At 39.5% G+C, this 20,665-nt stretch carries 20 protein-coding genes; 15 read left to right on the top strand and 5 right to left on the bottom strand.

Features of this window, described 5'->3' with window-relative positions; all coding sequences use genetic code 11:
• Positions 1–96: 96 nt before the first annotated feature.
• Complete coding sequence (locus HMPREF2961_RS07235) at positions 97–1,149, top strand: branched-chain amino acid aminotransferase (protein WP_002316226.1); 1,053 nt, start codon at positions 97–99, stop codon at positions 1,147–1,149.
• Positions 1,150–1,260: 111 nt separating this feature from the next.
• On the opposite strand, the gene fabI is transcribed toward HMPREF2961_RS07235, so the two are convergent.
• Positions 1,261–2,016 carry an enoyl-ACP reductase FabI gene (gene fabI, locus HMPREF2961_RS07230; protein WP_002295795.1) on the bottom strand — a complete coding sequence of 252 codons (756 nt, stop codon included), beginning with the start codon at positions 2,014–2,016 and terminating at the stop codon, positions 1,261–1,263.
• Positions 2,017–2,234: 218 nt separating this feature from the next.
• On the opposite strand from fabI, the gene fabZ reads away from it, so the two are divergent.
• A complete protein-coding gene (gene fabZ, locus HMPREF2961_RS07225; RefSeq protein ID WP_002309395.1) occupies positions 2,235–2,675 on the top strand; it encodes a 3-hydroxyacyl-ACP dehydratase FabZ in 441 nt (146 codons plus the stop codon).
• A 124-nt stretch (positions 2,676–2,799) separates the two neighbouring features.
• Here the strand turns inward: fabZ and HMPREF2961_RS07220 are convergent, their stop codons facing one another.
• Complete coding sequence (locus HMPREF2961_RS07220; protein ID WP_070704425.1) at positions 2,800–3,555, bottom strand: peptidylprolyl isomerase; 756 nt, start codon at positions 3,553–3,555, stop codon at positions 2,800–2,802.
• A 188-nt stretch (positions 3,556–3,743) separates the two neighbouring features.
• Between HMPREF2961_RS07220 and HMPREF2961_RS07215 the strand changes: the two genes are divergently transcribed.
• Complete coding sequence (locus tag HMPREF2961_RS07215; RefSeq protein WP_002315099.1) at positions 3,744–4,838, top strand: DUF871 domain-containing protein; 1,095 nt, start codon at positions 3,744–3,746, stop codon at positions 4,836–4,838.
• A gap of 162 nt (positions 4,839–5,000) precedes the next feature.
• Complete coding sequence (locus tag HMPREF2961_RS07210) at positions 5,001–5,936, top strand: alpha/beta hydrolase (RefSeq protein WP_024635159.1); 936 nt, start codon at positions 5,001–5,003, stop codon at positions 5,934–5,936.
• 85 nt (positions 5,937–6,021) lie between these two features.
• Here HMPREF2961_RS07210 and gap read toward each other — a convergent pair whose 3' ends face one another.
• Positions 6,022–7,032, bottom strand: coding sequence for a type I glyceraldehyde-3-phosphate dehydrogenase (gene gap / locus HMPREF2961_RS07205; RefSeq protein ID WP_002309387.1), 1,011 nt, complete (start codon positions 7,030–7,032; stop codon positions 6,022–6,024).
• A gap of 288 nt (positions 7,033–7,320) precedes the next feature.
• On the opposite strand from gap, the gene obgE reads away from it, so the two are divergent.
• From obgE to HMPREF2961_RS07170, 7 genes are all read left to right on the top strand, one after another.
• Complete coding sequence (gene obgE / locus HMPREF2961_RS07200; RefSeq protein ID WP_002295805.1) at positions 7,321–8,634, top strand: GTPase ObgE; 1,314 nt, start codon at positions 7,321–7,323, stop codon at positions 8,632–8,634.
• Between the two features lie 164 nt (positions 8,635–8,798).
• Complete coding sequence (locus HMPREF2961_RS07195) at positions 8,799–9,386, top strand: hypothetical protein (RefSeq protein WP_002315097.1); 588 nt, start codon at positions 8,799–8,801, stop codon at positions 9,384–9,386.
• Between the two features lie 174 nt (positions 9,387–9,560).
• Positions 9,561–10,502 (top strand): ribonuclease Z, encoded by a 942-nt coding sequence (gene rnz, locus HMPREF2961_RS07190; RefSeq protein ID WP_002313806.1) that lies wholly within the window; start codon positions 9,561–9,563, stop codon positions 10,500–10,502.
• The gene (locus HMPREF2961_RS07185; protein ID WP_002315096.1) at positions 10,499–11,287 is read left to right on the top strand and encodes an SDR family NAD(P)-dependent oxidoreductase; all 789 of its coding nucleotides are present in this window, start codon (positions 10,499–10,501) and stop codon (positions 11,285–11,287) included. The genes rnz and HMPREF2961_RS07185 overlap by 4 nt, the downstream gene beginning before the upstream one ends.
• Positions 11,288–11,731 carry a lipopolysaccharide assembly protein LapA domain-containing protein gene (locus HMPREF2961_RS07180; RefSeq protein ID WP_002315095.1) on the top strand — a complete coding sequence of 148 codons (444 nt, stop codon included), beginning with the start codon at positions 11,288–11,290 and terminating at the stop codon, positions 11,729–11,731.
• A 141-nt stretch (positions 11,732–11,872) separates the two neighbouring features.
• Positions 11,873–14,170: a single-stranded-DNA-specific exonuclease RecJ gene (gene recJ, locus HMPREF2961_RS07175; protein ID WP_070704422.1), complete on the top strand. Its 2,298-nt coding sequence runs from the start codon at positions 11,873–11,875 to the stop codon at positions 14,168–14,170.
• 13 nt (positions 14,171–14,183) lie between these two features.
• Complete coding sequence (locus HMPREF2961_RS07170) at positions 14,184–14,696, top strand: adenine phosphoribosyltransferase (protein WP_002295813.1); 513 nt, start codon at positions 14,184–14,186, stop codon at positions 14,694–14,696.
• A gap of 192 nt (positions 14,697–14,888) precedes the next feature.
• On the opposite strand, the gene HMPREF2961_RS07165 is transcribed toward HMPREF2961_RS07170, so the two are convergent.
• Together HMPREF2961_RS07165 and lexA are read right to left on the bottom strand one after the other, a co-directional pair.
• Positions 14,889–15,107: a hypothetical protein gene (locus HMPREF2961_RS07165; RefSeq protein ID WP_002297436.1), complete on the bottom strand. Its 219-nt coding sequence runs from the start codon at positions 15,105–15,107 to the stop codon at positions 14,889–14,891.
• Positions 15,108–15,285: 178 nt separating this feature from the next.
• Entirely contained in the window at positions 15,286–15,909 is a 624-nt protein-coding gene (lexA, locus tag HMPREF2961_RS07160; protein WP_002309378.1) for a transcriptional repressor LexA, read from the bottom strand.
• A gap of 146 nt (positions 15,910–16,055) precedes the next feature.
• Here lexA and HMPREF2961_RS07155 point away from each other — a divergent pair, with 146 nt between their 5' ends.
• From HMPREF2961_RS07155 to cysK, 4 genes are all read left to right on the top strand, one after another.
• The gene (locus HMPREF2961_RS07155; protein WP_002309377.1) at positions 16,056–16,307 is read left to right on the top strand and encodes a DUF896 family protein; all 252 of its coding nucleotides are present in this window, start codon (positions 16,056–16,058) and stop codon (positions 16,305–16,307) included.
• Between the two features lie 101 nt (positions 16,308–16,408).
• Positions 16,409–18,406 carry a transketolase gene (tkt, locus tag HMPREF2961_RS07150; protein WP_002315093.1) on the top strand — a complete coding sequence of 666 codons (1,998 nt, stop codon included), beginning with the start codon at positions 16,409–16,411 and terminating at the stop codon, positions 18,404–18,406.
• A gap of 246 nt (positions 18,407–18,652) precedes the next feature.
• A complete protein-coding gene (locus tag HMPREF2961_RS07145) occupies positions 18,653–19,546 on the top strand; it encodes a glucosaminidase domain-containing protein (protein WP_002315092.1) in 894 nt (297 codons plus the stop codon).
• Between the two features lie 140 nt (positions 19,547–19,686).
• Entirely contained in the window at positions 19,687–20,613 is a 927-nt protein-coding gene (cysK, locus tag HMPREF2961_RS07140) for a cysteine synthase A (protein WP_002315091.1), read from the top strand.
• Positions 20,614–20,665: the final 52 nt, after the last annotated feature.

Below are 20,665 nucleotides of genomic sequence, written 5' to 3'. Positions count from 1 at the left end.
TCTGTATTGTACCAAGAAGTTTTCAAAAAAGGAAATAGCAAAAATAACTATAATGAAGGAAAAAAGCTGAAAATAAAATGACAAATAATATGGATAATGATAAAATGTGGAGAAAATAACGAAGGTGGTAAGTATATGCAAATCGATTGGAACAATTTAGGATTTTCTTATATCAAAACTCCTTGGCGTTTCATTGCCAAATGGAAAGACGGACAATGGGAAGAAGGGGAATTGACAGAAGATAATTACCTGACGATTCATGAAGGATCTCCAGCGCTTCATTATGGTCAGCAATGTTTTGAAGGTCTAAAAGCTTATCGTCGAAAAGACGGGAAGGTCAATCTCTTTCGACCTGAACAAAATAGTCGGCGGATGAATCAAAGTGCTAGACGCTTGCTGATGCCGATGGTCCCTGAAAAAATGTTCGTTGATGCTGTTAAGCAAGTGGTAAAAGCAAATGAAGCTTTCGTGCCTCCGTATGGAACAGGCGCTACATTATACTTGCGTCCTTTACTGATTGGGGTCGGTGAAAACATCGGTGTCCATCCTGCTCCAGAATACTTATTTGTCGTCTTCTGTACGCCAGTAGGAGCGTATTTCAAAGGTGGGTTAAAACCAACGAACTTTATTGTATCTGATTATGATCGTGCTGCTCCTAAGGGAACAGGCGCAGCAAAAGTCGGCGGAAATTACGCAGCAAGTTTACTTCCAGGAACAGAAGCAAAAGAACTGGATTACTCAGATTGTGTTTATCTTGATCCAGCCACACACACGAAAATCGAAGAAGTAGGGGCAGCAAATTTCTTTGGGATTACGAAAGACGGAAAATTCATCACTCCACAATCGCCATCTATCTTACCAAGTATCACGAAATACTCTTTGCTGCAATTAGCTGAAGAACGACTAGGACTTCAAGCAATAGAAGGAGATATTTTCATTGATGATCTAGATCAATTTGCAGAAGCTGGTGCATGTGGTACAGCGGCTGTTATTTCTCCGATCGGTGGGATCTACCACAATAATAATCTGCATGTATTTTATAGCGAAACGGAAGTAGGACCAGTAACAAAGCGGTTGTATGATGAATTGACAGGTATTCAATTCGGGGACATAGAAGCACCAGAAGGCTGGATTGAAGTCGTGGAGTAATTTCAAAGTAATAAGTTGAAAAAACGTAAAAAAAGAAAAAATCAGGAAGAGACTTTAAAAAGTTTTTTCCTGATTTTTATATGTTTTACTTTAAAGAATGTAACAAAAGGATTATGAAAGATGGACACCTTTGTCAACGTAGATAATATCACCGATGATCCCGCTGGAAAGAGGACTGATCAAGAAAGCACAAGCATTACCGACTTCTTCGATCGTTACACCTTGCTGATCAGGCGTACGAGATTCAGATAACTGGATCAGTTTTTGATAGTCCTTAACCCCTGTAACAGCTAATGTTTTGATTGCTCCAGCTGAAATACCATTGACTCGGATGCCTTTAGGTGAGAACTCAGCTGCCAAATAACGGATAGCTGCTTCAAGAGAAGCTTTCGCGATACCCATCATGTTATAATTCGGGATTGCGCGCTCTGAACCTAGATAAGTCATGCTAACGATTCCGCTATTTGGTGCAAGAAACGGTTGCGCGTATTTTGATACAGCAATCAAAGAGTAGCTACTGATATCTTGAGCTAATTGATAGCCGTCTCTGGAAATATCAGACACATTTCCGGACAATTCTTCTTTGTTGGCGTAAGCAACTGCATGGACAAGGCCGTGGATCTCTCCAGCATATTCACCGATGGCATTCATTGCTTTTTCGATGCTTTCGTCGCTAGAAACATCACATTCTACCGTGAATGCTTCTTCGCCGACCAATTTGACTAATGATTTTTTCATTCGTTCATTTTGGTAAGTATAGATAATCTCTGCCCCTTGTTTCAACATTGCTTCAGCGCACCCCCAAGCAATGCTTTTTTTGTTAGCGACGCCCATGATGACGATTTTTTTTCCTTCTAGAAATGACATAATGACTCTCCTTTGTTTCTAATAAAAATTTGATAGTCGTAAAAAATAGAAAATAATAGCTAAAATAACTTCTTGATTTCTTAATTATTAGTCAAAATGTTTTGATTGTCAAACTATTTTTTCTTAAATTAAAAAAAGATTGCTAAATATTTAGGAATATGATACTTTGATAGTCAAAGTAATGAAAATGGCAATTGCCTGAAAGAAGGAGTTTAATTATGTCTTATGTATTATCTGCTACTGAAGTAATGGACTTGATCCCTAATCGTTATCCTATTTGTTATATTGATTATGTAGATACATTAGAACCAGGAAAAAAGATCGTTGCGACAAAAAATGTAACGATCAATGAAGATTTTTTCCAAGGTCACTTTCCTGACAATCCAGTGATGCCGGGTGCGTTGATCCTAGAAACACTGGCACAAGCAGGTTCGATCCTTATCCTAAAATCAGAAGAGTTCCTAGGAAAACGAGCTTATATCGGTGGAATCAATAAGGCCAAATTCCGTCAAAAAGTTGTTCCAGGAGATGTACTGAAATGTCATTTTGAAATCACCAAAATGAAGGGGTCAGTCGGTACAGCGTTATCTGCAGCATATGTAGATGATAAAAAAGTCTGTGAGTGTGAGTTCACGTTCATCGTCAACCAAAATGCTTGATCATAAAAAAGTTGTTATAGAAAAATAGAAGGATGTTTACTTGCTTTCTTATGTAAAAAGAAGACGTCTGAATCTAGCACATTTTGTCATATTTGCTAGATTCAGACGTCATTTTATGTTCTGTTTATTTTGCTTCTTGCAGTATATTGATTTTATCAATTTTTACTTCTTCTTTTGGTTTGTCTGAACTATCTGTTTCGACATTTGCAATAGCATCCACGACATCCATTCCTTCAATCACTTGACCGAAGACACTGTACTGACCATCCAGGGAAGGATAACCGCCGTTTTTATAAGCATCGATAATCGCTTGAGGGTAATCAACTTTTAAAAGACCATCATGCATATCATCTGAATTTTGAACGATAAAGAACTGGCTGCCGTTACTGTTAGGATCTTGTGAGCGAGCCATAGATAACGCACCTCTTATGTTGTAAAGGTGGTTGTTGATCTCTGTCTCAAATCCTTCTCCCCAAATGCTTTCGCCTCCAGTGCCATCGCCTTTAGGATCACCGCCTTGGATCATGAAATCTTTGATGACGCGGTGAAAAGTCAGGCCATTATAGTAACCATCTTTTGCGTGTGTCATAAAGTTTTCAACTGCTTTAGGTGCATATTCAGGGAATAATTTGATTTTGATTGTGCCTTTATTTGTCACCATTTCGACCAAATCCTCATTTTCAGCTACATCTTTCGTCAATTGTGGCAATTCCAATGCATTCAAATCGACACTACTGGCAGTTGTACTTTCCGCAGTGGATGTACTCTTTGAACTTTCAGCCGATGAACTAGGAGAAGTCGTACTGTTTGCGGAACAACCAGCAGCAAACAATAATGCTGCAGCTATACTAATACTTAAAATAACTTTATTTTTCTTCATAACTATTCCTTTCCAATTTACTGTTTTGTTATCTTTAATGATAACAAAATAGAGGAGAAATACCTACTTAAATTATTGGAATTTATCATTTATTTTAAAAGAAAAAGAAAAGGTGTAGACCATTTATTTTGTCTTTGCTATAATGTAAGTGGATACAAAAACGAAAAGATGCAGGAGGAAATGGTAATATGGGAAAATTAGGAATCTCGATTTATCCAGAACGATCAACATTTGAAAAGGACAAAGCGTACTTGGATTTAGCTCATAAGTATGGGTATAAACGGGTTTTTACCAGTTTACTGCAGATCAACGACGACAAAGAAAAAGTTCTTTCAGAATTTAAAGAAGTAGTTGATTATGCGAATAGCCTAGGCATGGAAGTAATGGTAGATATCAATCCAGCGTTATTTGAACAGTTGGAGATTTCTTACGATGACTTATCCTTTTTCCATAAGATGGGTGCCTATGGAGTTCGCTTGGATATCGGGTTCACCGGAGCAGAAGAAGCAAAAATGACGCGTAATCCTTTCGGTATCAAAATCGAGATCAATATGAGTTCGGGCACGAATTATGTTGACAACATCATGAGTTATTCGCCAAACACGGATAATTTATTAGGTTCTCATAATTTTTATCCTCATCGATATTCTGGTTTAGGCTACGACCATTTTGTTTTTTGTTCAGAAAAATTTAGAAAATATAATTTGAATACGATGGCGTTCGTCAATTCGCAATCCGCTGAGTTTGGCCCTTGGCCTACACAAGATGGCTTGTGCACACTAGAAGACCACCGAGACCTTGAGATTGCTACACAAGTGAAGCATTTGATCCTTACAGGGCTGATTGATGATATTTCTATTGGAAATGCGTATGCAAGCGAAGAAGAATTGAAAGAAATGGCAGCAGCATTTAATGCAGATTATCCAACATTGAAAGTAGATACGGAAGAAGGGATTACAGAAAACGAACGAATCTGCTTGTTTGACAATCTCCACAGTTATCGAGGAGATCGCTCAGAGTATATCCTTCGTTCGACGATGACTCGTGTATATTATAAAGAAAAAGATTTTCCACCTCACAATACGCGAGATATGCATCATGGTGATGTGCTGATTGATAATGAAGGGTATGGTCAATATAAGGGAGAAACACAAATTGCCTTGAAGGACATGAAAAATGACGGACGGGTCAATGTCGTAGGAAGAATTTCTGATGACGAACTGTTCCTCCTTGACTTTTTGAAACCTTGGTCAAGCTTTAAATTAATTGAAAATAAAAAATAGATAATGAGTTGCTGCAGAAATAATCCGCTAGAAATAGCCAGTTATTTCTGCTTTTTTATTTTGTTTTTTTATAGGTTATAAAAATGAACATTGCATAGTAGAGATCCTTTGATTATACTAATTCAAGGTTAGATGAAAAAAGAGAAATGAGATGGATAATTTATGAAACTTTGGATGAAAATCCTTTTAGGTGTTGCCCTAGTTCTAATCGTTGCGCTATTGTTTGCAGGGAATTATTTTTATAATTATGCTGTCGTGCCGTCTGAGAAAGACTTTTTAGATGAAGATACACCAGGTACAACACAGACATCCAAAGAAACGGATGCACATAAGTGGTTTAGTTCAAAAGAGAACCGAAGTAATTGGACAATCACTTCGAAAGACGGTCTGAAATTATCAGCGATTTATCTTCCTGCTGAAACGAAAAGTGAAAAAACAGCTCTAGTTGCTCATGGCTACATGGGAGATGCTGAAACGATGACCAATTATGCAAAGATGTTCCATGATATGGGCTACAATGTCCTTGTTCCAGATGCAAGAGGGCATGGAAAAAGCGAAGGGGATTATATTGGATTTGGATGGCCAGAGCGCAAAGACTATGTGCAGTGGATCAACAAAGTGTTAGAAGAAAATGGAAACTCGCAAGAAATCGTTCTATATGGTGTCAGCATGGGGGCAGCAACTGTCATGATGACTAGCGGAGAAAAATTACCAAATAACGTAAAAGCAATTATTGAAGATTGCGGTTATTCTTCTGTCCATGATGAGCTTGCGTATCAGCTAGACGATATGTTTAGTCTTCCAGCATTTCCGCTTATGCAAGTAACGAGTCTAGTGACAAAAGTCCGTGCCGGCTACTTTTTCGGTGAGGCAAGTGCAGTGGATCAATTGAAGAAAAACCAGCGTCCGATGCTATTTATACATGGAGACGCAGACACATTTGTACCATTTGAAATGTTGGATAAGGTTTATCGTGCAACGAAGGGGCCAAAAGAAAAGTATGTTGTAAAAGGAGCCGAGCATGCGGAAGCATACAAGACAGATCCTGAAAAGTATCAGCAAGTAGTCCAACAATTTTTAAACCAATATGTTCATTGAACTAGTTTAAATGCAAGAGGATAAAAAGAAACAAGCCTTTGACTGGACCCAGTCAAAGGCTTGTTTTATTGTTTGATTTATTAAATTACAAGTTAGCGAATTTTTCTAGTAAGCGAATCATTTGGCAAGTGAATCCGTACTCATTGTCATACCATGCAACAGTTTTGACAAGTTGGAAATCGCCAGCAGTTGTTACTTCTGTTTGGGTTGGATCAAAGATTGAACCTTGAGTTGTGCCAATGACATCGCTAGAAACGATTTGACGATCATCATACCCAAATGAAGGATTGTCAACTGTGTGTTTTTTGATTGCTTCATTTACTTGATCAGCAGTTACTTTGGTTTTCAATACTGAAACTAATTCAGTTAATGAACCATCAACGACTGGAACACGTTGCGCATGTCCTTGTAATTTTCCTTGTAACTCAGGGATAACTAAGCCGATTGCTTTTGCAGCACCAGTAGAATGTGGAATAGTGTTGTCAGCAGCTGAACGAGCAGCACGTAAATTACCGCCTCTTACTGGTCCATCTAACAGCATTTGGGTTGAAGTGTAGGCATGGACTGTTGTCATTGTACCAACTTCGATCCCAAATTCATTATTCAAGAAATAAGCCATAGGTGCTAAACAGTTTGTTGTACATGAACCTGCTGAGATGATTCGGTCGTTTTCGTCTAATGTATCATCATTGACGTTATAGACGATAGTTTTCATTGCACCAGCTGGGGCAGAGATAACTACTCGTTTGACACCAGCATCTAAATGCGCTTTCGCTTTTTCTTCAGATGTATAAAAACCAGTACATTCTAGTACGATATCTACACCGTTTTCTTTTACCCAAGGGATTTTGCTTGCGTCGGGTTCTGCATAAACACGCGTTGCTTCGCCATCCACTACGATTGAGTCTTCTGTTGCAGTAACTGTGCCAGGATAAGTACCGTGAGTAGAGTCAAATTGCAATAATTGTGCTAACATAGTTGGACTTGTTAAGTCGTTGATTGCTACTACTTCAATATCATCTGATACTTCTTTGATGCGGCGGAAAGCCAGACGGCCGATACGCCCAAATCCGTTAATACCTACTTTTACTGTCATATCAAAAGTTCCTCCTTTATTAGGGGTGCTATGAAACGGCATCCTCAATTAATACAATTAATACACTGTTATTCTGCTACGCAAAGCATATTTTGTCAAAAAATTATACTCGATAGCAGAAAAATGGTTGGAAACCTTACCAAATAATAAAAAAAGAAGAAGGCAATCAATCTTTTTGCTGAAATGATAGACAAAAACAGATTTCACCGATAAAATAAGGAAGACTTTTGTTTATTGTGGAAATTCAGGCAGTCAAATAAATAAATTGAATAATAGGAGGACTTAATTATGTCCATGTTTTTAGATCAAGTAACGATCGATGTGAAAGCTGGCAAGGGCGGAGACGGAATGGTTGCATTTCGTCGCGAAAAATACGTTCCTGACGGCGGACCGGCTGGTGGAGACGGTGGTCGTGGCGGTGATGTCATCTTGATCGTCGATGAAGGTTTGCGTACATTGATGGACTTTCGTTTTAATCGCCATTTCAAAGCGCAGCCAGGTGAAAATGGAATGAGTAAAGGGATGCACGGCCGTGGTTCAGAAGATACCTATGTGAAAGTACCGCAAGGAACCACTGTCCGAGATGCAGAGACTGGTGCTCTTTTAGGAGATTTGATTGAAAATGGTCAAACACTAGTTGTGGCGAAAGGGGGACGTGGCGGACGAGGAAATATCCGGTTTGCCTCTCCTCGGAACCCTGCACCGGAAATTGCTGAAAACGGGGAACCAGGACAAGAACGAAAAATCGAACTGGAATTGAAAGTATTGGCAGACGTTGGGCTTGTAGGCTTTCCATCTGTTGGAAAATCGACTTTGCTATCTGTGATTTCATCTGCTCGTCCAAAGATCGGCGCTTATCATTTCACGACACTCGTCCCTAACTTGGGAATGGTTACTACAAGTGATGGCAGAAGTTTTGCCGCAGCAGACTTGCCAGGGTTGATTGAAGGAGCTTCGCAAGGTGTTGGACTAGGTACACAATTCCTTCGTCATATCGAAAGAACGCGAGTTATTTTACATGTGATCGATATGAGTGGGATGGAAGGACGAGATCCTTACGAAGACTATCTTGCCATCAACAAAGAATTATCTACTTACAACTTACGCTTGTTAGAGCGTCCGCAAATCATCGTGGCTAACAAAATGGATATGCCGGATGCACAGGAAAACCTAGTGAAATTCAAAGAACAGCTGAACAAGGAAAAAGAAGACGAATTCGCTGATGATATCCCAGTATTTCCAATTTCTGGAGTGACTCGACAAGGATTGGATGCGTTATTGAATGCTACAGCAGACTTGTTAGAAGTAACGCCAGAATTCCCATTGTACGAGGAAGAACTGGAAGAAGAAACTGTACACTATGGATTCAATCCAGAAGGTCCTGAGTTCCAAATCGATCGTGATTCAGATGCAACGTGGATCTTATCCGGTGAGAAGATCGAAAAATTATTCCAAATGACGAATTTCGATCATGATGAAACGGTAATGCGTTTTGCTCGTCAATTACGTGGTATGGGTGTGGATGAGGCACTTCGGGCACGTGGGGCGAAAGATGGCGACCTTGTCCGTATCGGTGAATTTGAATTTGAATTTGTCGAATAGGCAAACAAATAAAAATAAATACCAAAAAATATAGTTTCAAATCTAAAGGGAGTATGGCTGAGGCCATTCTCCTTTTTTATTGGGTAGGAAAGAGTGCTTTTCTTTTCTTATTTTACAATTAAAGGTAAAATAAATAACAAGAAGGTATGAAAGGGGCGTTTTCAATGAGCAAGCGAGTAATCATTTTAAATTTTCAAGTAGAAAGCCAAGCATATCAGGCATTTTCGGAAATCAAAAAACTACATGCTGTTCGTTCGATCAAAGGAGAACAGATGGCCGTTGTCAGCCATGATCCCAATGGAAACCATCAATTCAAAATAGAAGATTTTATCGACTTTACTGGTAATAACAAATCTTCTACTGGTGGGTTGATTGGTATGTTGGTTGGTGTATTAGGTGGGCCGCTGGGGATTTTATTAGGATGGTTTGCCGGAGGGATGATCGGTGCGACACAAGATGCAAAAGAAATAAAAGATGCTCAGACTGTGTTCGACTTTGTAGGAAATAAAATCGGTGAAGGAGCTACAGGACTGATTTTGATTGCGGATGAAGAAGACAATCGTCCATTGAATCAATTAGTGATGATGGAATTAGGCGGAGAAATTACCCGTTTGGATTATGAAGATGTCGAAAAAGATGTGCATGATGCGAAGGAAGCCGAAAAGCAGGCGAAAGAAGCTGCCCAAAAGACTTGGGAGGACAAACATCCGCAATGTTCCGATGACAATGAGAGTTCCGAATCTTCAAATTAATAAAAACAGCAGAGAATCTCAAAAGGGTTCGCTGCTGTTTTTACAATGGAGTTTAAAGAAAACGTTATCACATAAGAACATCGTTTTTATTTGAAGCCTTTCTCGACTTACGGTTGATTATCCTATCTTTTTCCCCTAAAATTAAAGAGGAACTTAAAGAAAGTCAGGTAGATTATGGAATTACAATTTTTAGGAACAGGCGCAGGTGTTCCTGCAAAACATAGAAATGTGACAAGTATAGCATTGAAACTTTTAGACGAACGTAATGAAGTTTGGTTATTCGACTGTGGTGAAGGCACGCAAATGCAGATTTTGCGAACGACTATCCGTCCGAGAAAAATCGGTAAAATTTTCATTACACATTTACACGGCGATCATATTTTTGGGCTTCCTGGACTCATCAGCAGCCGTTCATTTCAAGGTGGGGATACGCCATTAGAGATTTACGGGCCAAAAGGGATAGAGGAATACATAAAAGTCTCTTTAGGCATTTCGCAAACACGGTTAAGTTATCCGCTGAAATTCATCGAGTTAAATGAAACAGACCCGATTTTTACTGATCAGCAATTTTCTGTTTATGCAAAAAAACTAAATCATGGAATCGACAGTTTCGGTTATCGTGTGGTTGAACATGATCATAAAGGAGAATTGCAGGTGGATCGTCTGAAAGAATTAGGCATTCCGGCTGGACCCCTGTACGGCAAGCTGAAGCAAGGGGAAACGATCCAACTAGAAGATGGTCGGACGATCAATGGAAAAGATTTCGTAGGCCCAAATAAAAAAGGGCGGATCGTGACTATTTTAGGCGACACGAGAAAAACACATAATTCTGTTGTGCTTGCGGAAAACAGTGATATTTTGGTACATGAAAGCACATTTAATAAAGATGAAGCAAGAATGGCGCATAACTATTTCCATTCTACGACTCATCAAGCTGCTGAAGTTGCAAAAGAAGCGCAGGCAAAACGGCTGTTGCTTACTCATATCAGTGCAAGATATTTAGGAAAAGCAGCTCTAGAGCTTGAAAAAGAAGCAAAAGAAGTGTTTGAAAACACGACAATCATGAAAGATTTTGATAGCATTGAGATACCATTTCGTGAGGAGGATGAGGCATGAATTTAGAAGATAAAGTTGTTTTAGTAACAGGTAGTTCAGGCGGTCTAGGCGCGCAAATCTGTTATGAAGCAGCAAAGCAAGGAGCAATCGTTATAAGTTGCGCACGAAGAATGGCATTTGTAGAAGGTGTCAGAGATGAGTGCAGACGCTTGAGCGGCAAAGAGGCTTATGCTTTCAAAGTAGACGTCAGCGATCCTTATAGTGTGGATGAACTATATGAAAAAGTAATGGAAGAAGTTGGACGTGTCGATATTCTGGTAAACAATGCTGGATTTGGTATTTTCGAGGACTTCCTTACATTCGATCTTGGAAAAGCGTACGATATGTTTGAAGTCAATATCTTAGGAATGATGGTTTTGACACAAAAATTTGCGATCGATATGGCAGAAAGAAGACAAGGACATATTATTAATATCACCTCAATGGCTGGGAAAATGGCAACTGCAAAATCAACGGTTTATTCTGCCACGAAATTTGCAGTCCTTGGCTTTTCCAACGCCTTGCGATTAGAATTGAAACCACTTGGTGTAGCTGTTACGACAGTAAATCCAGGTCCAATCGAGACAGATTTCTTTGACAAGGCTGATCCAAGCGGAAGCTATTTGGAAAAAGTCGGGCAAATCGTTTTAGAACCTACTAAGTTGGCAAAAATGATCGTCCGCAATATGAGACATCCAAAACGAGAAATCAATCAACCGTTTATTTTAGAAGTTGCATCAAAATTTTATACGCTGTTTCCAACGATTGGTGATTATTTAGCCAGCGGAATTTTTAACAAAAAGTAGGTGGAGGAATTGAAAAAGCAAAGCAATGTAATTCTTGGATTTATCTTAGTTTTGATTATTGTTCTTTTTGCTGTATTGAACAATAAAAATGTCCCTGTAAGTTTTGGCTTCACTTCCTTTTCTGCACCGTTGATCTTAGTGATTATCGGTTCTGCGCTGATTGGTGCACTGATTGTATTCTTAACTGCTTCGGCAACACTATGGCAGCAAAAAAAGCAAATCAAGCAGCTGACTCAGGAAATATCAGAATACCAAACAGATCTGCAAAAGAAAATTGAAGAAGCAAAAGAAGAACAACAACGCGAGTTTAGAAACCAACGCGCAGAGTTAGAAGCTGCTTATCAGGCGGAATTACAAGCGAAAACAGCACAAATCAGTCAATTGAAAGCACCGGAAGAACAAAAAACGCAAGCGCCAAAACAAAGCTTCAATTATTTTGACTAATAGGGATATTTCATAAATGGTCGTATAAAAGATCGGGTCCTGCTGAACATCAGTCTAGCGGATCTGATCTATTTTTATTCTTTCTTTCTGCTTTTTTTTGCTGATTTCCTTTGCTATAATAACTAAGTTAGGAGTGAGAAAGTGAGACAAGCAAATTTTGATTGGAAGTTAAGCGAGACAGAGCCTTCTGAATCCTTTCTCCAAATGATCCGTGAATTGAAATTATCTCCATTTGTCGGTAAGTTACTGTGGCAAAGAGGTTACCATGAGGAAGAGGATATCAACCGATTTTTACATCCAAAAGAACAAGAACTACATGATCCGTATCTGATGCACGATATGGATAAAGCAATCAGTCGAATACAAGAAGCTGTAATCAGTGGAGAAAAAATCCTCGTTTACGGTGATTATGATGCAGACGGAATCACCAGTGCAACGGTAATGAAAGAAACACTGGGATTACTTGGCGCAGAAGTAGAAGTATTTTTGCCAAATCGATTTGAGCATGGGTATGGACCAAACCAATCGGTATACCAAGAAAAGATCCAAGAAGGCATCCAGCTGATCATCACTGTTGATAACGGGGTAGCAGGAAATGATGCGGTAGCATATGCTCAGCAAGCTGGTGTAGACGTGATCATTACAGACCATCACGAGCTACCTGAGAAATTACCAGACGCCTATGCGATTGTTCATCCTCGTCATCCAGCGGGGCAATATCCATTTCCAGATCTGGCAGGAGTCGGAGTAGCATTCAAAGTAGCTTCTGCATTGTTGGAAGAACCACCTGCAGAATTTTTGGATTTAGTAGCGATAGGAACGATCGCCGATTTAGTTTCATTGACTGATGAGAATCGAATCCTTGTTGCATTAGGAATCGATGCCATCCATCATTCAGAACGGATAGGACTTCAGGCGCTGTTTGAAGAAAGTGGCGTAAAAATGAGAGATGCAGACGAAACAACGATCGGCTTTTCGATTGCGCCCAGACTAAATGCTATTGGTCGGATGGGTGACCCACGACCTGCCGTTTCATTGCTTGCAACGTTTGACGAAGAAGAGGCATCCATTCAAGCAAAAAAATTGAATGAAATCAATGAAGAAAGAAAAGCAATCGTAGAGCAGATAACAGAAGAAGCATTAGCAATGGTCAATAAGGAGAATCATATCCATCTATTGGTAAACCGAGGATGGCATGAAGGTGTTTTAGGTATTGTTGCAGGAAAAATAATGAACGAAACTGGTAAACCAACGCTTGTTCTTACTTTAAAAGAAGACGGATCAGCTAAAGGTTCTGGACGTAGTGTTGAAGCCTTGAACCTTTTTGAAATGCTTGACCAGATGCGGGATTTATTTACTTATTTTGGAGGACATCATGCAGCAGTCGGGTTAACGATGCCAAGTGAAAATGTCACAATACTACAGGAGAAGATGAACCAATATATAGTCGATCGTCAAATCGATTTGACAAGAGGTCCTGAATTAAGAATTGATGAAGTGCTACTTCCGAATGAAGTAACAGTAGAGCGTATTGATGAACTAAAATTATTAGCGCCATTTGGTACAGATAATCCTTTACCTCAATTTTTATTTCGGCAAGTCCAAGCAGCGAATGTCAAAAGAATCGGAGCAAACCAACAGCATCTGAAATTTGTCCTTTCCGATGAATCTAGTCAGCTTGATGCGGTCGCTTTTGGTTTTGGAACTCAAGAAGAAGAACTGCTGAATAATCTAGTAGATGTAGTAGGAAAGCTTTCGATCAATGAATGGAATGGACGTAAGAAACCACAACTGATGGTATCTGATTTTGCAGTAGGTGGACTGCAGGTATTTGATTGGCGGGCAAAACGTTTCCGTGAACAGAGCCGAACATATGAAGACAGTCTTTATTTAGCTTTTGATTCTTCGACATTGAAATTCGTGCCGGAGCGCATCCAAGAAACGGCGATTGTTTTCGAAGGAATGGATTCTATACACGCAGTAATTGAAAAAAGAAAACCGAAATCTCTGGTTATTATGGATTGTCCAGATGATTTAGCAAAGCTGAAAGAAGTCTTTGGGTCTTATTCATTCAATCGTGTTTATCTGATGGGGATTTCACCTGATGAGGCTTATTTGAATGGGGTAGGCACAAGAGAACAGTACGCAAAATTGTTTAAATTGATCCATTCTCAAGAACGAATAGATATACGTCATAAAATAAAAGCAGTAGCTCAATATTTGCGTATCCCTGAAAAATTATTAATTTTTATGATACAGGTGTTTTTTGAATTGAAATTTGTTACAATAGAGAACGGTGTTTTACAAAAAGTCGCCAGCCCAGAAAGTCATCCTTTGACTGAGAGCAAATTATACCAGCGGCGGCTAAATAAAATCAAAGTTGAGGAATTTTTGCTTTTGAGCGATATTCCTACCATAAAGAAATGGTTAACAACCTAGGAGGAAACAAAGAGTGGATTTAAAAGATTATATTGCCAGTATTCCCGACTATCCGTCAAAAGGAATTGTGTTCCGAGATATTTCCCCGCTGATGGCAGATGGTGACGCTTATCGGGAAGCTACGAAGCAAATCGTAAATTATGCAAAAGAAAAACGAATTGATATGGTAGTTGGACCAGAAGCACGTGGGTTCATCGTAGGATGTCCTGTTGCTTATGAGTTAGGAGTCGGTTTTGCACCAGTCCGCAAAAAAGGAAAATTACCTCGAGAAACCATCGAAGTAACTTATGGATTAGAATATGGAACAGATACATTGACATTGCATAAGGATGCCATTAAACCAGGTCAGCGTGTGCTGATTTGTGACGATTTGCTGGCTACTGGTGGAACGATCAAAGCGACAATCGAACTGATCGAACAATTAGGTGGTGTAGTCGTAGGCTGCGCATTTTTGATCGAATTGATGGATCTCCATGGACGCGACAAAATCAAAGGATACGACATTATTACATTAATGGAATATTAAGCAGAAAAAGCGATTTTAAAGCGACCCTCAAAAGTCAGATAGGCACTCTGACGCTTGAGGGTCGCTATTTTTTTATAAATGGAACCAGTCAAAGTCCAGTAAAGGTTCGAAAAAAAGGATGTGACCGATTTTTGTCACACCCTCGTAAAAGTTTAACTTTTTGTCTTTTGAACAATTAGCAGTCAATCCTCATTATGATTGCCTGGATCTGTAGTAGGGTTCATGATAGAAATGATCTTCATGAATTCTGCGCCGCTCAGATTGACGGTACTTCTTTTCATCCCACAACATGAACCACAAAGTAAATAACGGAACAAACACAAGTAAAGCTGGACGTATGCCGAAATTACCAATAATAATACCTAAAAACAAAACAGTTAATACTAAGCCAAGACGTCTCATTGATTTCATGAATTCTCACCTCGTTAATTTATACGAACAATTGTTCGTGTATTTAGTATACGAATATTTGTTCGGTTTGTAAAGAGGGAAGTGATAAAAATTTGAAAGAAGAAGAACTTGGGCGAAAAAAGAGTTTGAGACAATGGTCTCAAACTCGGTTTTAAACAATTTTCTTTTTTAGTACTAATTAATAGATATGACTACGATAAAGCCCTACTACTCGTCCTAATATAGATACTTGATCTAAAATGATTGGTTCGAGTAAGTCGTTTTCAGGTTGAAGACGGAAGTAGTTTTTTTCTTTATAGAATCGTTTGCAAGTCGCTTCATCCTCTGCAGTCATTGCAATGACGATATCACCGTTTTGTGCCGTTTCCTGCTTCCGAACGATCACGTTATCGCCATCCAAAATTCCAGCATTGATCATACTATCTCCACGAATCGTCAGCATAAAGAGACTGCCTTCTTCAGAAGAAAGATTAGGAGGGATCGGAAAGAAGTCCGAAGCATCCTCTACTGCTAAAATTGGTTCTCCAGCTGTTACTACGCCAAGTACTGGAATAGTTGTTGGACGAATCCCAATCTTTTCTAAACCTTGTTTTGTCAACTCGATTGCACGAGGTTTCGTCGGATCTCTTTGGATAAACCCTTTTTTTTCAAGCCGTGCAAGATGACCGTGAACAGTAGAAGTAGAAGAAAGCTGAACAGCTTCCCCGATTTCACGGACAGTTGGCGGGTATCCTTTTTGGGTTACTTGTTCATGGATATAACGTAAGACTTCAATTTGTCTTGATTCAGTTTGTCGGGCCACAAGGTACACCTTCTTTCACTTGATAAATAAATAGTACCATATAAAAAGCGCTAAATCAAACGAATGTTCGCATTTTATTTAGTTTATCTAGTTGTTTTTTTTTCAGTTTTTATATAATATGAAGGAGAGTAAAAGGAGGGCTGAGCATGCTGTCACCTGAAAAAATAGAGCGGATCAATGAACTCGCACGTAAAAAGAAGGAAAATGGTCTCTCGAAAGCCGAAGAACAAGAACAAATCAACTTGCGCAAAGAGTATTTGGAAGCTTTTCGTTCCGGTATGCGTCATCATATCGAAGGAATGAAAATCGTCGATCCTGAGGGCAATGACGTGACCCCGGAAAAATTAAAAGAAATCCAAAAGAAAAAAGGCTTACACAACCGAAATGACAACTTTTAGTAAAAAATACTGAAAATGATTGCTTTTTCGTGTGACATCTTATAGAATGAGAGTGTAAGAAATAAAGGTAAAAAAAACCTAAATTAATAGGAGGGGTTATTTTGTTTGACAAAATTGACCAACTTGGCGTTAACACAATTCGTACATTAAGTATTGAAGCAGTCCAAGAAGCAAACTCTGGACATCCTGGATTGCCGATGGGCGCAGCACCTATGGCATATGCGTTATGGACAAAACACCTGAAAGTAAATCCAACGACATCCAAAAATTGGGCTGATCGCGACCGTTTCATTCTTTCAGCAGGACATGGGTCAGCAATGTTATATAGTTTACTTCATTTAGCTGGCTATCAAGTGACAATTGATGATTTGAAACAATTCCGTCAATGGGATTCTAAGACACCAGGACATCCTGAAGTCCATCATACAGATGGTGTAGAAGCTACTACAGGCCCATTAGGCCAAGGGATTGCAATGGCTGTTGGTATGGCGATGGCAGAAGCACACCTTGCAGCAACTTATAACAAAGAAAACTTCAACGTAATGGATCACTATACGTATGCAATCTGTGGGGATGGAGACTTGATGGAAGGAGTCTCTCAAGAAGCAAGTTCGATGGCAGGTCATATGAAGTTAGGTAAATTAATCGTTTTATATGATTCAAACGATATTTCATTAGATGGTCCAACTTCAAAAGCATTCACAGAAAATGTTGGTGCTCGTTATGAAGCATATGGCTGGCAACATATCTTAGTGAAAGACGGAAATGACTTAGAAGCAATCTCTAAAGCGATTGAAGAAGCAAAAGCTGAAACAGATAAACCAACGTTGATCGAAGTAAAAACAGTCATCGGCTACGGTGCTCCTAAAGAAGGAACATCTGCTGTTCATGGTGCTCCTCTTGGCGAAGAGGGTATCAAGATGGCTAAAGAAGTTTACGGATGGAATTATCCAGACTTCACTGTTCCCGAAGAAGTAGCTGCCCGCTTCCATCAAACAATGATAGAAGAAGGACAAAAAGCTGAAGATGCGTGGAATGAAATGTTTGCCAATTATAAAAAAGCTTATCCTGAATTAGCACAACAATTTGAAGATGCCTTTGATGGCAAACTGCCAGAAAACTGGGATGCAGAATTGCCAACTTATGAAGTAGAAAGCAGTCAAGCAAGCCGTGTTTCAAGTAAAGAAGTTATCCAAGAATTATCGAAAGCTATACCAAGTTTCTGGGGCGGTTCAGCAGATTTATCAGGTTCCAATAATACAATGGTAGCTGCTGATAAAGATTTTACTCCCGAACATTATGAAGGACGTAACATCTGGTTTGGCGTTCGCGAATTTGCGATGGCTTCGGCTATGAATGGTATCCAACTTCATGGCGGAACTCGTATCTATGGCGGAACATTCTTTGTCTTTGTCGATTACCTAAGACCAGCTGTTCGTTTAGCAGCGATTCAACATACGCCTGTTGTTTACGTTTTGACACATGACTCCGTTGCTGTCGGAGAAGACGGACCAACACACGAACCGATTGAACAATTAGCTTCTGTTCGTTGCATGCCTGGTGTCCAAGTGATTCGTCCAGCAGACGGAAATGAAACACGTGCTGCTTGGAAAGTGGCGATGGAGACTACTGATGCGCCTACTATCCTTGTATTGAGCCGCCAAAACCTTCCTGTATTGCCTTCTACAAAAGAAGTAGCAGATGAAATGGTCAAAAAAGGCGCGTACGTTCTTTCTCCAGCTAAAGGAGAAACACCAGAAGGTATTTTGATTGCAACTGGTTCTGAAGTTGATTTAGCTGTGAAAGCTCAAAAAGAATTGGCAGAAAACGGGAAAGATGTTTCTGTTGTCTCTATGCCAAGCTTCGACCTGTTTGAAAAACAATCTTCTGAATACAAAGAAAGCGTACTTCCTAAAGCAGTGAAGAAACGCGTGGCGATCGAAGCTGCTGCATCATTCGGATGGGAACGCTATGTGGGTACAGAAGGAACAACGATTACCATCGATCATTTCGGTGCATCTGCTCCTGGCGCTAAAATTTTAGAAGAGTTTGGATTTACAGTAGAAAATGTTGTGAATACGTACAATCAATTATCATAGACACCAATCATTGTTTGAATGATAAAGACAGCTGTCTGCAAGTTGGAGGCAGCTGTTTTTTATGTGGTGGTAAGAATAAATCAATGTTACTTTTCGTCTTCTGTTATATTACATTTAAATGACAAAACAAAGAATTCTTCGGATTAGTTTGTGTTTCTTGAGAATTAAAAGTATAATTTAATTAATTAAGTTTGTTTTAAGAAGAGAACTTTTTATTAAGTTTTTTTATTTTGAGGAGGAATTTGAATGCAAGAGCTGAAGACCCGCAGTGCCCGACACCATAGACCTAAAAGAAACATGGTGATCAATAAAAAAGCGATTGCTCCTTTAATTGGAACGAGTCTTTTAGTTGGGCCGATGATGGTTACAGCGGTACCGCAAAGTGTTCATGCAGATGAACAAGGATCTCAAACAGTCGCTGATCCTCAAGCGTTTATCGATCAAATCGGCTGGTCTGCATCAGAAGTTGCTGCAAGTAATGACTTGTATGCTTCAGTCATGATCGCTCAAGCGTTGTTGGAAAGTGCATATGGTACTTCCGGATTAGCTAGTGCGCCCAATTATAATTTGTTCGGTGTAAAAGGAAGCTATAACGGACAGGTCGTTTATATGGCAACCAAAGAATATGTAAACGGACAATGGGTAACGATGAATGAACCATTCCGAAAATATTCTTCTTATTGGGAATCCTTCCAAGACCATGCAAATGTTCTTCGTTCAACCAGTTTTTCAACAGGCGATTATCATTATGCTGGTGTATGGAAAAGCAATACAACAAGTTTTTATGATGCAACAGCGTACTTGACAGGTCGTTACGCTACCGATCCAGATTATGGAACCAAATTGAACTCATTGATTAATACTTATAATTTAACCCGTTTTGATACACCATCAACTGGTTCGGCGACCACAACAACTACAAGTACAACAACAACAACTACTACGACGACTTCAACGTCATCATCATCTTCGACAACAGGTGCGGATACAAATAGTAGTCAAACATATACAGTTGTATCAGGAGATACGCTATGGGATATTGCACAAAAATTTGGCATGTCTGTTGATGATCTAATGGCGAAAAACGGCATGTCCATGTCCAGTTATTCTTTATTAGTCGGACAAGAACTAAACGTGTGATTTAGATAAAAAGGCAAAGAAACTACCATATCTGGTATATCTTTGTCTTTTTTTTGCTAGTCAAAGACGAATCACTCGCCAGAAATGAACAGATTGTATTATGATAAGTAGGGAAGAGCAAAGACAAGGAGGAATTGAAGATGACAGCTATCTATAACTCAGTCACCGAATTGATTGGTAAAACACCAATCGTCAAATTAAATAAAATCGTACCAGAAGATTCAGCAGATGTATTTGTGAAACTTGAGTTTTTTAATCCAGGAGGAAGTGTAAAGGACCGGATTGCTCTAAGTATGATAGAAAAAGCGGAACATGATGGATTACTGAAACCAGGAGATACCATCATTGAACCTACCTCCGGAAATACAGGAATCGGATTGTCGATGGTAGGAGTCGCGAAAGGATATAAAGTCATTATCGTGATGCCTGAGACGATGAGTATCGAAAGACGTTTATTGATGAAAGGATACGGCGCAGAGTTGATTCTGACGCCTGGTGTGGATGGTATTTCTGGATCCATTAGAGAAGCAGAACGTTTGGCAAAAGAAAATGGCTACTTTTTACCATTACAATTTGAAAATGAAGCAAATCCTCTTGTACATGAAAAAACGACTGGTCCAGAGATTCATCAAGCCTTTGGAGTAAATGGATTGGACGCTTTTGTCGCAGGTATCGGGACAGGCGGGACAATCACTGGCGCTGGCCGAGAATTAAAACGTGTGTATCCAAAGATCGAATTAGTAGGGGTAGAACCGGCAGAATCTGCCATTTTAGAAGGAAAAGAAGCAGGTCCTCACAAAATCCAAGGGATCGGTACAGGCTTTGTTCCTAAAACACTGGATACCTCTGTATATGATAAAGTCCTTTCCGTGACTGGAGACGAAGCGATGGAAACAGCTAGAGAAGTCGGACGAAAAGAAGGAATTTTAGTTGGTATCTCATCTGGCGCTGCAATTGCTGCCGCATTAAAAGTCGCAAAAGAACTAGGGAAAGGCAAAAAGGTATTAGCAGTCGTTCCCGACAATGGTGAACGTTATTTATCTACAGCCCTTTACCAAGAAATGTAAGTAAACTTGTTTCTCTATAAATAGGTTTATGTGGAAGGCTTTTACAGATGAA

The sequence above is a fragment of the Enterococcus sp. HMSC076E04 genome (assembly GCF_001814285.1).
GTDB lineage: Bacteria > Bacillota > Bacilli > Lactobacillales > Enterococcaceae > Enterococcus_B > Enterococcus_B lactis.
This window is presented reverse-complemented; position numbering and strand designations above follow the sequence as displayed.

Coding starts and splice junctions, on each gene's coding strand:
- HMPREF2961_RS07235 (WP_002316226.1), top strand. CDS start 97: ATGATAAAATGTGGAGAAAATAACGAAGGTGGTAAGTATATGCAAATC.
- fabI (WP_002295795.1), bottom strand. CDS start 2,016: ATGTCATTTCTAGAAGGAAAAAAAATCGTCATCATGGGCGTCGCTAAC.
- fabZ (WP_002309395.1), top strand. CDS start 2,235: ATGTCTTATGTATTATCTGCTACTGAAGTAATGGACTTGATCCCTAAT.
- HMPREF2961_RS07220 (WP_070704425.1), bottom strand. CDS start 3,555: ATGAAGAAAAATAAAGTTATTTTAAGTATTAGTATAGCTGCAGCATTA.
- HMPREF2961_RS07215 (WP_002315099.1), top strand. CDS start 3,744: ATGGGAAAATTAGGAATCTCGATTTATCCAGAACGATCAACATTTGAA.
- HMPREF2961_RS07210 (WP_024635159.1), top strand. CDS start 5,001: ATGAAACTTTGGATGAAAATCCTTTTAGGTGTTGCCCTAGTTCTAATC.
- gap (WP_002309387.1), bottom strand. CDS start 7,032: ATGACAGTAAAAGTAGGTATTAACGGATTTGGGCGTATCGGCCGTCTG.
- obgE (WP_002295805.1), top strand. CDS start 7,321: ATGTCCATGTTTTTAGATCAAGTAACGATCGATGTGAAAGCTGGCAAG.
- HMPREF2961_RS07195 (WP_002315097.1), top strand. CDS start 8,799: ATGAGCAAGCGAGTAATCATTTTAAATTTTCAAGTAGAAAGCCAAGCA.
- rnz (WP_002313806.1), top strand. CDS start 9,561: ATGGAATTACAATTTTTAGGAACAGGCGCAGGTGTTCCTGCAAAACAT.
- HMPREF2961_RS07185 (WP_002315096.1), top strand. CDS start 10,499: ATGAATTTAGAAGATAAAGTTGTTTTAGTAACAGGTAGTTCAGGCGGT.
- HMPREF2961_RS07165 (WP_002297436.1), bottom strand. CDS start 15,107: ATGAAATCAATGAGACGTCTTGGCTTAGTATTAACTGTTTTGTTTTTA.
- HMPREF2961_RS07155 (WP_002309377.1), top strand. CDS start 16,056: ATGCTGTCACCTGAAAAAATAGAGCGGATCAATGAACTCGCACGTAAA.
- HMPREF2961_RS07145 (WP_002315092.1), top strand. CDS start 18,653: ATGCAAGAGCTGAAGACCCGCAGTGCCCGACACCATAGACCTAAAAGA.
- cysK (WP_002315091.1), top strand. CDS start 19,687: ATGACAGCTATCTATAACTCAGTCACCGAATTGATTGGTAAAACACCA.